This is a genomic window from Mesorhizobium sp. LNJC405B00, from assembly GCF_000502615.1.
Lineage (GTDB): Bacteria > Pseudomonadota > Alphaproteobacteria > Rhizobiales > Rhizobiaceae > Mesorhizobium.
The window spans coordinates 363,835-377,321 of record NZ_AYWC01000001.1 but is presented as its reverse complement, the minus strand read 5'-3'; the positions used below and the strand labels follow the sequence as shown (position 1 = coordinate 377,321).

Sequence of the window (13,487 nt, the reverse complement as noted above, 5' to 3'; positions counted from 1 at the left end):
CGAGTTTTCAATGCCGCCTCTGGCCGCACCTTACCCTGAAAGCCAAAAACCCGCCCGTTTTGCCGGACGGATTTTGCTGGTCGCAAGCGCGAAGCGAGGTTACTTCGCCGGAATGGTCAGGGTCGCGCCGACAGGAAGCCGGCGTGGCTCGTAGCCTTTGTTGGCCTCGGAGATCACCTTCCACTCGGCGCCGTCGCCATAGGCCTGCTTGGCGAGTTCCCAAAAGGTATCGCCGGCGACGATGACATGGCTGGCTTCGGCCGGGGCGGCGTCAGCCGGCTTTGCCGGAGCAGGTTCGGCTTCGGCCGGTTTTGCCGGTGCCGGCGTTGCCGGGGCGGTTTCCGCCGGGACAGTCGGCGGCGTGGTGGTGATGTCGCCGGAGCCTGCCGGCAATGCGGGCATCGCCGGCTCCGCCGGTGCAGCCTCGGCCGGTTTTGCCGGTTCCGCTGGAGCAGGTGCCGGTTCGGCTGGTTTTGCCGGCTCGGCGGCCGGGGCAGCCGCTACGGTTGCGGCAACCTCGGTGATGCGGCCGTCGAGCTTGGGCGTGTAGGGCCGGTGCGCGGCGAGATAGTCGGCGACCACCTGTTCGAGGCCCGGGCCGTAATCATAGGCGTTCTTGGCCTTCTCGGCGAAGACCTTGTAGCCGTCGCCGCCCTGGCGGACGTAATTGTTGGTGGCGACCAGATAGTCCTTGTCCGGTTTGATCGGCGCCCAGGTACCGTTCTGCATCACCTCGACCGACTTGACTCGGCCGGCATTGGGCGCGACCGACTTGTCGAAGGAGTATTTGAGACCTGCCACCTGCGGGAAGCGGCCGCCGCCGTCCTCGACCTGGCTGACGCCGTTTTCCAGCCCGGCAACCAGATCCTTGCCGGAAATCTGGAAGGTCGCCAGCGTGTTCTGGAACGGCAGCACGGTCAGCACCTCGCCCATGGTGACGGTGCCCTTGTCGATCGAAGCACGCAGGCCGCCGCCATTCGAGACGACGATCTCGACGCCCTGTCCCTTGACGCGGTCGAGGATGGCGTCGGAGACGAGGTTGCCCATCGCGCATTCCTTGGTGCGGCAGCTTTCGCGGCTGCCGTCGATGGCCTCGGTGGTCTCGGCCACTTCCTTGTTCTTCAGCGCCTCGATCGGCGCGCCAAGCTCCTTGATGCGGGCAAGAACGGCCGGATCGGGAGTGATCGACTTGTCGAGGAAGATCGGGTCGCCGCTGGCTTCCTTGACGTTGCCATTGTCGTCGAACACGACCTTGAATTCGCCGAGATATTTCGAATAGGACGCGGCCTGCACCACAGGCACCTTGGAGCCGTCGGGGTTGTCGACCATCGTCGGGTAGGGGCCTTCAGCCTTCGGGTCGGTGTTGGACAGAAGCGAATGGCTGTGGCCGCCGACCACCACATCGATGCCCGGGATCTTGGCGATGACATCGCGCTCGCGCCTGTAGCCGATATGGGTGACGGCAATGATCTTGTTGACGCCTTGCGCCTTCAGCTTCTCGACCTCGGCGGTGATCGACTTGACGTCGTCCTCGATGGTAATGTTGGGGCCGGGAGAGGCGAGTTCCGGCGTGTCGTTGGTCACGGCGCCGACAATGCCGATCTTCTGGCCGCCGACCTCAAGCACAATCGACGGCTTGATCTTGCCTGCGGCGCCGGACTTGTCGTTGGGCACGACATTGGCGCTGACGATCGGGAACTTCGCCTTGTCGAGATAAGGCACCAGCGCGCTCTCGCCATCGTCGAATTCGTGGTTGCCGAGCGTCACCGCGTCGGGCTTGATCTGATTGAGGAATTCCTCCTCCGCCGTGCCCTTGTAGGTGATGTAGAACAGCGATCCCTGAAAGCTGTCGCCGGCATTGAGCAGCAGCACGTTCTGGCCTTCGAGCTTCTTGCGCTCCTGTGCGATCGCGGTGACCAGCCGGCCGGCGCCGCCGATGCACTCACCCTTGGTCTCTTCCTCGGCCGAGCAGGTCGACTCGTATTTGTTGTTGCCTTCGATGCGGCTGTGCCAATCGTTGAAATGCAGGATGTTCAACGTGTAGTCGGCAAAGGATGGTGCGGCCGACAGGCCGAGTGTCGAGGCAGAGAGGGCGGCAATGGCGGCGAGCTTCTTCATCTTCGTCTCCCGGATATGATCAAAGGCGTTTAACGCTCTTGCCCGACTGCAGGATAACAGCCAGCATTTCGGGTATGTTCACATCGCGGTTGTGGCGATGCAAGAAGAATCAGGGCGGATAACCGGCATCGGTTTGCCGGCATAAAAGAGGCGGCGGCATCGCGGCGCCGCCATCCGCAAAGCCGCATGGGAAAGGTTCAGCCGCGCCTGGTCAGCACGAAGTTCTGCCCGGCGGAGCTGGTGCAATTCAGCTGGTTTATGGACACCAGCAGGCAGTTGAAAGCGATTGGCTGCTGCCGGATAAGCGAGGTTCCGTTGATCTCGACCGAGGTGGCGCCGGTCTTGGTGTAGCTGCCGTCAGCGAATTTCTCACCGGTCTCCGCCGAAACGGTGGTGAAGACGCCGCCGTTCAATGTCGAGACCGCCTTGCCTTCGGCGTTCAGCCATGAGCCTTCGACGCCTCGCGCCTGCGATGAGATCGGTGGCCCGTCGGAGCCGCCGGTGGTGCAGGCGGCAAGCATCGTCGCAAGAACGCCCGCCGCGCCCGCAGAAAGAATTTTGCGCGCAATCGTCATATCAAATCCTCTCCTGACGCATCGGCCCAATCGTCAAACGACGTTTTGGGGAACACGATGTGCGTGGCCTCAAGTTTCCAGAGCCGTCCCTCGTGCGTCCAAATGGATGCACACTGCTCTCGTCCGCATCCCTTCAATCGCCCGATTTCCGGGCGATTGCAAGGCAGTGAGGCAGGGGTATGGAACCGCTATCGAACGAGGATGTTGCGGAATTGCCACGGGTCGCTTTTGTCGAGGTCTTCGGGAAACAGGCCCGGACGGTTATCGAGCGGCGTCCAGTCGGTGTAGTAGCCCTTGACCGGTCCGAGATACTGGGACTGCACTTCCAGGCAGCGCTTGTAGTCCATCTCGTCGGCCTCGACGATGCCGGCTTCCGGGTTTTCCAGCGCCCAGACCATGCCGGCGAGCACGGCCGAGGTGACCTGCATGCCGGTAGCGTTCTGGTAGGGCGCCAGCTTGCGGGCTTCGGCCAGCGACAGCTGCGAACCGTACCAGTAGGCGTTCTTGGCATGGCCGTAGAGCAGCACGCCAAGCTCGTCGACGCCGTCGACCAGCTCGTTTTCGTCGAGCACATGGTGGACCGGCTGCGGCTTGCCGGCAGCGCCGAACATTTCGTGGAGTGACAACACGGCGTCGTTGCAGGGGTGATAGGCATAGTGGCAGGTCGGGCGGTATTGGACCTTGCCCTTCTTACCGCGCACGGTGAAGAAGTCGGCGATCGAGATCGCCTCATTATGCGTCACCAGGAAACCGTATTGCGCGCCCGGCGTCGGGCACCAGGAGCGCACGCGGGTGTTGGCGCCGGGCTGTTCGAGATAGATCGCAGCCTTGGAGCCATGCTTGTGCTCCTTGCCGTTCTTCGGCATCCATCTCTCATGCGTGCCCCAGCCGAGCTCGGCCGGCTGCAGCCCTTCCGAGATGAAACCTTCGACCGACCAGGTGTTCCAGAACACGTTCATCGGCTTCGGCTTCTTGGTGCGCTGGGTGTCGCGCTCGGCGATGTGGATGCCCTTGACGCCGGCCTTCTTCATCAGCTTCGCCCAGCCGTCACGGTCGTCCTGCGCGGGTTCGGAAAACTCGAGGCCGAGGTCGCCGGCAAGGTTCAGCAGCGCCTGCTTGACGAACCACGAGACCATGCCCGGATTGGCGCCACAGGTCGAAACCGCGGTAGCGCCGCCGGGCTTGTCGTGCTTCTCCTTGATCAAGGCTTCGCGCAGCGCGTAGTTGGTGCGGCTGGCATTGTCGGCCTTGGCGTCGAAATAGAAGCCGAGCCACGGCTCGACGACGGTGTCGATGTAGAGCACGCCGAGCTTGCGGCAGAGCCGCATCAGGTCGACCGAGCCGGTATCGACCGACAGATTGATGCAAAAGCCCTGGCCGCCACCATTGGTCAAAAGCGGCGTCAGCAGTTTCTTGTAGTTTTTCTCGGTCACGTGCTCCTGCACGAAGGCGATGCCGCGCTCGTCGAGCAGCTTGCGGTCGGTGTCGAGCGGGTCGATGACCGTCATGCGCGACTTGTCGAATTTGAAATGGCGCTCGATCAGAGGCAGCGTTCCCCGTCCGATCGAACCAAAGCCGATCATCACGACAGGGCCGGTGATTTCACCGTAAACGGGCCAGTTTTCATTCGCCATTTTATCGAGCACTCCTTCAAGCAACGCGCCAAAACGGCCGTTCGACCGCCGCGCGACAAACCATAGATCATTGTCACAATAAAGCGAAAAGCAGGGATAAGGTTAGTTCCCGACGGCGCAGATGCGCGCCTACGGTTCGAGCAGTTTCGCGAATTCCGGTGTGAACAGCGCTTGTGCTTCGGAGACCGGCATTTCAACGAGATCGTCGCCGCAAGCCTGGATGACGTTGGGCAAACCTTGCAGCCCGAAGACCAGAACCNCTGTCGCCATCGCGCTTCAGGCTGGCGTCTAGATAGTCGCCGATCAAATCGTCGATGCCGCATTCGGCCTCGTAATCCACCGCGGTCTGGTCGCTTGGCTTCTTGCGGTTTTCCCTGACGAAGGCGGCCAGCGAGGGGCCTGGCTTGCCGTCGCCCGTATCGGAAAACATGTCCTGAAGGGTAAGCAAGGCGCCACGGCGCACGTCCATGACATAGGCGTCGGAATAGTTGTTCGGATGCGCACCGCCGCAATAGAGGCTGCCGGATTCCGACCAGCTCATCAGCTTCGGCGTCAATGACGTCACTTTGGACGTCGTGTCTTCGTAGCCGCCAAGCGAATCGTCATCCATGCCCTCCATCGGTGGTCCATCGTGGAAGCCGGCGTATTGCAGCGCCGCGCAGGTCAAGGCGCTGAGGCTGTCATGCCAATGGCGGTTCTGCAGCAAGGCATTGGCGGCTTCGATCGGCGCGCCGCCGGCGAGATCGACGATGCGCGGCCTGGCGAATTTGGTGCGTGGATCGGTGACATAGCTGTAGGCTGCATCCGGCCAACCTTCCTTGGCGTCTGCCTCGGGCGCGAAATCCAGCTTGAGATAGTCGTAGGGCGATGCCGCCATGGTGATCGGCGCATCGTCGCCCGAGAATGTCATGTCGGTGAAATCATAGAGATCGCGTGGCGTCGTCGCCGGCGTCTCTGTCTGGGCACGGCTGGCGATCCTTGTCAGCTTCAGCGGCAGGGTCTTTTTGGCCGTCCAGGTGCCTTCCAGCGTCTTGCCCTTGTCGGCGGAACTCAACCGCCAGACGGCGCCGATGGGTGGAGCCTGGCCGTCGCCGCACTTCTTGGCATCGCAGGCTTCTTCCTCGGCCAATTGAAAGGTGGCGCCCTTGCTCGACTTCGCCTGCAGAGGAATATCGATGCCCTTGGAGCGGTAGAAATAGCGCGCCGCCAGTGCCTCTCCAGCCGTCGCCGGATCGCCGGTAAACTCGACGACGATGTCGATGTTGCCGAGCTTGCCGGCATAGGTGACGGGGTCGGCGAGCGCCGTTGCCGGCAACGCCAGCAATGCACCGAGCAATACGGCTTGCTCCAGGATTTTTCGGATCATCGTCACTCCAGCGTCATGGCTTGCAGGCGTTGCACCAGCCTGTCACGGTCTGACGTCATCCCCTTATAGTCGAGTTGAGCCTCATCCAGCGCCTGCAATTGCGCCGCGAAAGAGGCGGCAAGCGTTGCCCGGTCGGGATGCCGCGCCAGCACTTTCAGCGGGTCGAGGTGGATGCGGATGGTGAACAGGATGTCGCGCGACAGAGGCAGTTTGCGCAGCGTCTGGCGCTCGACGCGGATGAAGGCGTGGATGTTGACGTCGCCGTCGGGAAATCGCGAGGGGCGCCTGGTGGCGCGGTCGATGCGCTCGACATTGGAGAGCGGATGATAGAGCGCGTCGTCGGCCTGGATCGACCAGTTGAAGCGTTCGACAGCCTGACCCTGCAGGCCGTCGAACATGCGGTTGATGAGCTCGGCCGGCCTGGTGCCCGGACCGAAGCCCGGCACCGGTGCGTGGATCTGCTGCAGCGGCCGGCCGAATTTTTCGACCAGCGACCAGGATGACGGGAAGCACAGCGAGCCGGCGGCGAGTCGCCAGCCGGTGTCGTCACGGCGCATCAGGATCAGGTCTTCCTGGACGAGCAGCGACGCTGCGACCAGCGGGGCATCGGGGAAGGTGGCGTCAGAGTCGGCTTTGGCGCCAATGACCTCAACCCCGGCATTGGTGCGCCGGTACATCCCGGGAAATGTCGACAGCAGATGTGCTTCGATGAGGCCGCGCACTTCGCGCTGGGCGTCGCGCGTGCCGTCTTCCTCGACAAACACCTTGTCGGGGATTTCGGCATACAGCCGGCGCTTTTCGGCGAGATGGTCGAAGAGATACCGGTCGACCTCGATCCACTTGTCGAGTTCGAGCGGCTTCAGCCCGATGGTGAAGAGCTTTGAGGAGCCATCATAGGGCGTGTGCGTGGGCTGACGAGAATTCATGCTTCGCTAGAAAGTGTCCAATGCCGGCGGTTATTCTCGCAGCCGCTTCGTATCAGGCCAATGTTGCCGGGATCAAGCCGCGCAGAGAATTGCCGACGAACAGTGTTTTGGCGGATTTCAACTCGTCATAGCTGTAGATCGCCTCTTGGGCGCGGCCTTCGTCCAGCAGCTCGGCGCGCAATACGCCAGGCAGCAGGCCGCAGTCGAGCCTGGGTGTCATCAGCATGCCATCACCGAAATCGGCGAAGACGTTAGTGATGGTGCCTTCGCAGATTTCGCTGCGCTCATTTGCGAGCAACACTTCGTCGGCCTGGGTGATCAGATATTCGGAGCGGGCGTGGGTGTAGATCTGTCGCCGGCTGGTCTTGTGGCGCAGCAGCGCGTCCGAGGAAGAGAGCCGGACCCGCGCCAGTCGCAGCCGCCAGACCTTGTCGGCGGCGAACGGCTCATAGGGCTGGACCGAGGCGGTCACTTCGCCATTGCGCTGCAGGACGAGCCGGGTGCGCAGCGCCGTCTGCTGCGCCCCGATAGTATTCGCCAGCACCTCGCCGATCCGCTGCGGATCGCAGGCAAAGCCGAGTTCTTCCGCCGAGCCGTAAAGGCGCGCGAGATGGCGTTCGAAGCGCAGAAAGCCCTGGCCGGGCTCCCAGCGCATGGTCTCGATCAGCTCGAAATCGGCGGTGTCCCCGTCGCGAAGCGCGCCTTCAGCAGACACTCCTGATACTCCTCTTGCGCCGTCGAATCGAAGACGACGCCGCCGCCGACATTGTAAACGGCCTCGCCACTGGAAAAGAGCGATATGGTGCGGATCGCCACCGAAAAGCGCATCATGCCGCCAGGCGCGATCCAGCCGATGGCGCCGCAATAGACGTCGCGCGGTGTGTCTTCCAGCTCGTGCAGGATTTCCATCGCGCGGATTTTCGGCGCGCCGGTGATCGAGCCGCAGGGAAACAGCGCGCCAAAGATTTGGCGGATGCCGAGATCAGGCAGAAGCTTCGCCCGCACACGGCTCACCATCTGGTGGACGGTCGGGTAGCTCTCGATGCGGAACAGTTCCGGCACTTCCAGCGTGCCGACCTCGCTGATCAGTGAGATGTCATTGCGCAGGAGATCGACGATCATCCGGTTCTCGGCCTGGTTCTTTTCGTCGCTGCGCAAGAAGGACTTCAACCGCGCGTCCTCGGCCTTGGTCGCGCCGCGCGGTGCGGTGCCCTTCATCGGATGGGTTTCGATCATGCCTTCGGCATTGATCTCGAAGAACAGCTCGGGCGAACGCGACAAGACGATGGGATCGCCGAGCGAAATCAGCGCGCCATACTTGACCGGCTGGCGTCCTGTCAGTGCGTCGAAGGCAGCAAGCGGATCGCCCGACCATTGGGCACGGACCGGAAAGGTCAGGTTGCCTTGGTAGCAATCGCCCTTGCGGATGTGGTCGTGAAGGCGCGCGAAGCGTCTGGCGTAGTCCTGAGCGGACCAACTGGCCCTGGCGTCGAAGATGGGGCCATTGGTGGCCGGCGCATCGTTGCGCGGCACGGCCTCTTCGGCCGGAGCATCGAAGACACCCAGACAAACCAATGGCGCGCGCCGGCCTTCAGGCAGCAGCGGCACGAGTTTCGGTTCGAGCAGATAGCCCGCTTCGTAGGAGAAATAGCCGGCCAGCCATTTGCCGGCATCGCTCGCCGCCTGCGCGGCCGCCAGCGCCGGCAGAAAATCCTTGGCATCATAGGCAATGATGATGTCGGCCGGGTGGTCGAATACCAACTGACGGCCGCTTTCATCGTTGCGGAAAATGGCAGAGGGCAGGGGCATGGGGCTCGGGTACTGCGGTCGACAACGCCAGAACCGCTCTATATGGGGGCCGGGCGGCGTGCAATCGAGGGAGCGGCGTCGCAGGGCGCAAAGACAGTGGCGAATGCAAAAACAAAGACGGCGCCCGAGAGCGCCGCCTTCTGGTTATGTTGCCGATGACAGATCAGCTGTTGTTGGCGGTCCCGGCGCTCGGGAATTGGCGTGCGAACTCCTTTTCGTCGCCGGCGGCAAGCAGCTTGGCCTGCTCGACCCACTTTTCGCGAGCGATGCGGCCGTCGAAATTCAGCGTGTCCTCGATGCGCTTGACGTCGGCCGCGGTCCAGCCGGCGATCTGCGCGTAGGTCGTGACGCCAAGGCCCTTGAGCAGTTTGTCGTTGACCGGGCCGATACCGATCAGGCGACGCAAATTGTCGGCCTTCCCAGCTGCCGGGGCGGCCTTCTTCGGGACGGCGGCGGGCTTTGAAGCCGCGGCTTTGGGCGCGGCCTTGGCGGCGGCAGGTTTGCTGGCCGCTGGTTTTGCGGCCGCGGATTTGGCCGCAGCTGGTTTGGCCGCGGCGGGTTTGGCGGGGGCAGGTTTCGCGGCCGAGGCGGACTTGGCCGTTGCCGCTGTCGACACCAGCGCGGCCGGCGCCGAACTGGAAGGCTTGGCGGATGGAGTCGATGTTTCACGCAGCCGGCGTTCGAGATCGGCGCGGGTCTTGCCGCAGGCGTCGAGTTCGCCAGTCAGACGATCGGCGTCGGCACGCAGTCTGTCACGCTCGCTGCGGGTGCGGTCGAGATCGCCGCGCAGGCTGTCAAGTTCGCCGCGCAGCCGGCCCCAGATAAACCAGCCAACCAACACACCTACAAGGAACGCCAGGACAATGTAAAAGAAGGTCATCGTCTCTCTCCAGTCGGATCCGTCCGCCGCCGTCCCAAGTCATGACCTTGGCAGATCGGATCATCCAATGTGGTTCGGCGGCTCAGGGAACAGCCGGTCTGTCGTCGACTGTCGGCGTTCGGCTTTCCCGCCCATTGCCAACCGTCGCTGTCGCATTCGTCAGACCGCTGCCGTGGGCCGGGATGCTGTCCGGCCTTAAGCCGCGCGCCCGGCTGAGCTTCGGTCGGAAAGCTATCATACGGCTTCGGGAAAGCTAACGGAAAATTTCGCCGGAGAGTTATTCAAGAACAGATATTTAGAACAAGAACAACGCTGCCGTCACATGCATTCCGGCTAAACTGTTCTGCGATTCCGCAAAGTCGAGACCGCTCCTGAACCTGTCACTCTGCGCCATCGGTCCAATGGGTGCGCGCATTAACTGTCGAGCGCTTCCAACTCGTCGATCAGGCCGCCGATCACGCCAAGCCCGATCTGCCAGAAGGCGGGGTCGGTGGCGTCGAGGCCGAAGGGGGCGAGAAGCTCCGAGTGATGCTTGGTGCCGCCGGCGCGCAACATCTCGAAATACTTGTCCTGGAAGCCATGCTCGGCGTTCTGGTAGACCGCGTACAGCGAGTTCACCAGGCAGTCGCCAAAGGCATAGGCGTAGACGTAGAAGGGGGAGTGGACGAAGTGCGGGATGTAGGTCCAGAAGACCTCATAGCCCTCGCGCAGCTTGATCGCCGGCCCCAAGCTTTCTGCCTGCACCTCGAGCCAGAACTGGCCGAGCTTGTCGGAGGTCAGTTCGCCGTTCTTGCGCTCTGCATGCACCTTGCGCTCGAACTCGTAGAAGGCGATCTGGCGCACGACCGTGTTGATCATGTCCTCGACCTTCTGGGCGAGCATCGCCTTGCGCTCGCGCTTGTCGGTGGTCTGGTCGAGCAGCGAACGGAAGGTCAGCATCTCGCCGAACACCGAGGCCGTCTCGGCCAAAGTCAGCGGCGTCGAAGCCATCAGGGCGCCCTGGCCGCCGGCCAGCACCTGATGCACGCCGTGGCCGAGTTCATGCGCCAGCGTCATCACATCGCGCGGCTTTCCCATGTAGTTTAGCAGCACGTAAGGGTGCGCCGAAGGCACGGTCGGATGGGCGAAGGCGCCGGGCGACTTGCCGGGCCTGACCGGCGCGTCGATCCAGTTGCGGTCGAAGAAGGTGCGGGCGATCTCCGCCATGTCGGGTGAAAAGCGCTGATAGGCCGACAGCACAGTGTTCCTGGCATCATCCCAAGGAATCACCGCTTGCGGCGTTTCGGGCAAGGGGGCGTTGCGGTCCCAGTGGTTCATCACCTCCATGCCGAGCCAGCGCGCCTTCATCGCGTAGTAGCGATGAGACAGGCGCGGATAGGCCTCGCGCACGGCCGATGCCAGCGCGTCGACCACGCTGCGCTCGACACGGTTGGCGAGATGGCGTGAGTCGGCGATGTCCTCGAAGCCGCGCCAGCGGTCGGAAATCTCCTTGTCCTTGGCCAGCGTGTTGGTGATCAGCGTGAAGGTGCGCAGGCTCTTGCGGAAGGTTGTGGCCAGCGCTTCGGAGGCGCGGCGGCGGACCTCCCCATCGGCGTCCTGCAGGCGGTTCAGCGCCGGCTCCAGCGCCAGTTCCTCGCCGTCTATGTCGAAACGCAGATCGGTCATCGTCTCGTCGAACAGCCGGTTCCAGGCACCGCGCCCGGTGATCGACTTCTCATGGAACAGCTGCTCGACCCGATCCTCGAGCTGGTAGGGCTTGTCCATTCTGAGGTCGAGCACCCAGGGCCGGTAATGGGCAAAGCCGGCGTCGGCGGCGAGGGCGGATTCGAGCGCCTTGTCATCGATCAGGTTCAGTTCCAGCGCGAAGAACAGAAGATGCGCGCTGGCGTCGGTCATCTTTTCCTGGATGTCGCCATAGAGCTTTGCGCGCTGCGGATCGGCGGTGTTGCCGGCATAGATCAGGCCGGCATAGGAGACGATGCGGCCGATCAGTTCCTCCAGCGCCTCATAGGCTGTCAGCGCCTCGCCAAGCCTGCCGGCGCTGCCGCGCTCGGCCTCCGCAGCCAGCGTGCCCTTCCAGCGGTTCTCGAAGGCGACGGCATCGGCCGCCGCCTTGGCAAGGTCGCGCTTCAGTTCGGGTGCTTCCATGCCGGAATAGAGGTCGGCGAGATTCCATTCCGGCAGGTCGCCGAGTTCCGCCGCGCCCTGACCGGACGCTACCGCCGCAAGCTGCCGACCGAGAATCCTGCTCATCAACAATTACCTTCTGGAATCAAGGGGAAAGGACAAGCCGGTCAAATCCTAAGGAATTCGTTCACCGGGTTTTTTGAAACCTTGTTTAGAACCCTGTGCCAAGATGATCCATGGGAATTTCCCAGGCGGGCAACTCAAATCAGTCATGACAGGTTCCATTCTTATAGTCGATGACGATCCCGTGCAGCGCCGGCTGCTCGAGGCGGCGGTGACGAAATTCGGCCACAGCGCCATCGTTGCCGATGGCGGCGAGGCCGGTCTGAGCGCGCTTGACGGACCCAATGCGAGGGATATTTCGGCAGTCATCCTCGACCTTGTCATGCCGGGCCTCGACGGCATCGGCGTGCTGAAGGCGATGCGCGAGCGCGGCATCACTGTTCCCGTCATCGTGCAGACTGCGCAGGGCGGCATCGAAACGGTGGTTTCGGCGATGCGCCACGGCGCCTTCGATTTTGTCGTCAAGCCGGCGTCTCCCGACCGGCTGCAGACCGCGATCGGCAACGCGCTCAAGGTCGAGGCGGTCGAGGACGAGGTCAAGCGCACGTCGCGGCGTCGCGGCGGCCACCTGACCTTCAAGGACATGATCACGCACAGCCCGGCGATGGACCGGGTGATCCGCCTCGGCCAGAAGGCTGCGGCCTCCAACATCCCGATCCTGATCGAGGGCGAATCGGGCGTCGGCAAGGAATTGGTGGCGCGCGCCATCCAGGGCAGCGGCGAACGCCGCACAAAGCCGTTCGTCACCGTCAATTGCGGCGCCATCCCCGACAATCTGGTCGAATCGATCCTGTTCGGTCACGAAAAAGGTTCGTTCACCGGCGCCACCGAAAAGCACACCGGCAAGTTCGTCGAGGCGCATTCGGGCACCCTGTTCCTGGATGAGATCGGCGACCTGCCGCTCGACGTGCAGGTCAAGCTGTTGCGCGCCGTGCAGGATGGCGAGGTCGATCCGGTCGGCGGCCGTTCCACCGTCAGGGTCGACATCAGGCTGATCTCGGCCACGCACCGCAACCTTCTGCAGCAGGTCAAGGACGGCAAGTTTCGCGAGGACCTGTTCTACCGGCTCAACGTTTACCCGATCGTCGTGCCGCCGCTGCGCGACCGCCGCGACGACATCCCCTATCTGGTCAAGCATTTCATGGACAAGGTGGCGCCGGCGGGCAATCGCCTGCACGGCATCTCGGATGCCGCACTGGCCATGCTGCAGGCCTATGATTGGCCGGGAAACATCAGGCAGCTGGAAAACGCCGTGTTCAGGGCCTCGGTGCTTGCCGAAGGCGATGTGCTCACGACTGACGAATTTCCGCAGATCCGGGCGCAGGTCGACGGCACCGTCAATCTCGACGCCGATGCGTCCTTGTCGGACCCCGGCATGGCCTTGAGCACCGGATCGCAAGGCGATGGCGCGCAGACTGATGACGCCGGTACTGCAGCTGCCGAGCTCGCCGCTCCGGCCAGGTTGCTTCAGCGTTTCGGCACATTGAGGGCGCTGGACGAGCGTGGCAATGTGCGTGCGCTGGCCGATGTCGAACTCGAAATGATCAAGCTCGCCATCGACCATTACAACGGCCAGATGAGCGAGGTCGCACGGCGTCTCGGCATCGGCCGCTCGACGCTCTACCGCAAGCTCAAGGAATACGGCATCGACCCGGAAACCGGCCGCCTCGACCGCCTTGCCTCCTGAACGCCGAATTCCACAGCTTGCCAACGCAAGGCCGGGACCAGCTTGCCATGCCACATCCGGCGCTGCATAAGGGTTGGGGCGGGAATATGGCTGATGCGGACAGCGTTGTTCACGCATTAAGGCCAGCGGTAACAGATCGTGTAGCGCGAAAAGGCTGAATCTTGATCTAAACCAGCAGTTTACCAAGAAATCCTGTGTATTATTTTTGACGGGATATCGCCACGGTGTTACCGCATTTCGGC

Annotated in this window: 9 protein-coding genes; 1 reads left to right on the top strand and 8 read right to left on the bottom strand. The window is 62.9% G+C overall.

Translation table 11 applies throughout. The features are described from left to right. Positions 1 to 99: 99 nt before the first annotated feature. The 8 genes from X756_RS163265 to X756_RS163305 all read right to left on the bottom strand — a co-directional run bounded on the left by X756_RS163265 (position 100) and on the right by X756_RS163305 (position 11,561). A complete protein-coding gene (locus X756_RS163265; RefSeq protein WP_023728411.1) occupies positions 100 to 2,118 on the bottom strand; it encodes a bifunctional UDP-sugar hydrolase/5'-nucleotidase in 2,019 nt (672 codons plus the stop codon). Positions 2,119 to 2,315: 197 nt separating this feature from the next. Continuing rightward, positions 2,316 to 2,693 (bottom strand): hypothetical protein, encoded by a 378-nt coding sequence (locus X756_RS163270; RefSeq protein WP_023671949.1) that lies wholly within the window; start codon positions 2,691 to 2,693, stop codon positions 2,316 to 2,318. 188 nt (positions 2,694 to 2,881) lie between these two features. Further along, positions 2,882 to 4,327, bottom strand: a complete 1,446-nt coding sequence (locus X756_RS163275; RefSeq protein ID WP_023691759.1) for a homospermidine synthase — start codon at positions 4,325 to 4,327, stop codon at positions 2,882 to 2,884. Positions 4,328 to 5,695: 1,368 nt separating this feature from the next. Beyond that, a complete protein-coding gene (locus tag X756_RS163285) occupies positions 5,696 to 6,619 on the bottom strand; it encodes a DUF3445 domain-containing protein (RefSeq protein ID WP_023728409.1) in 924 nt (307 codons plus the stop codon). 52 nt (positions 6,620 to 6,671) lie between these two features. Continuing rightward, on the bottom strand, positions 6,672 to 7,334 hold the full coding sequence (locus tag X756_RS163290) for an aminotransferase class IV family protein (RefSeq protein WP_031237768.1): 663 nt from the start codon (positions 7,332 to 7,334) through the stop codon (positions 6,672 to 6,674). Beyond that, entirely contained in the window at positions 7,283 to 8,428 is a 1,146-nt protein-coding gene (locus tag X756_RS163295; RefSeq protein ID WP_023728407.1) for an aminodeoxychorismate synthase component I, read from the bottom strand. The genes X756_RS163290 and X756_RS163295 overlap by 52 nt, the downstream gene beginning before the upstream one ends. Before the next feature lie 163 nt (positions 8,429 to 8,591). Then, positions 8,592 to 9,308: an NADH:quinone oxidoreductase gene (locus X756_RS163300; RefSeq protein WP_023683256.1), complete on the bottom strand. Its 717-nt coding sequence runs from the start codon at positions 9,306 to 9,308 to the stop codon at positions 8,592 to 8,594. Between the two features lie 414 nt (positions 9,309 to 9,722). Next, on the bottom strand, positions 9,723 to 11,561 hold the full coding sequence (locus tag X756_RS163305) for a M3 family oligoendopeptidase (RefSeq protein ID WP_023728406.1): 1,839 nt from the start codon (positions 11,559 to 11,561) through the stop codon (positions 9,723 to 9,725). A gap of 145 nt (positions 11,562 to 11,706) precedes the next feature. On the opposite strand from X756_RS163305, the gene X756_RS163310 reads away from it, so the two are divergent. Next, positions 11,707 to 13,245: a sigma-54 dependent transcriptional regulator gene (locus tag X756_RS163310; RefSeq protein ID WP_023728405.1), complete on the top strand. Its 1,539-nt coding sequence runs from the start codon at positions 11,707 to 11,709 to the stop codon at positions 13,243 to 13,245. The last annotated feature ends 242 nt before the right edge of the window (positions 13,246 to 13,487 follow it).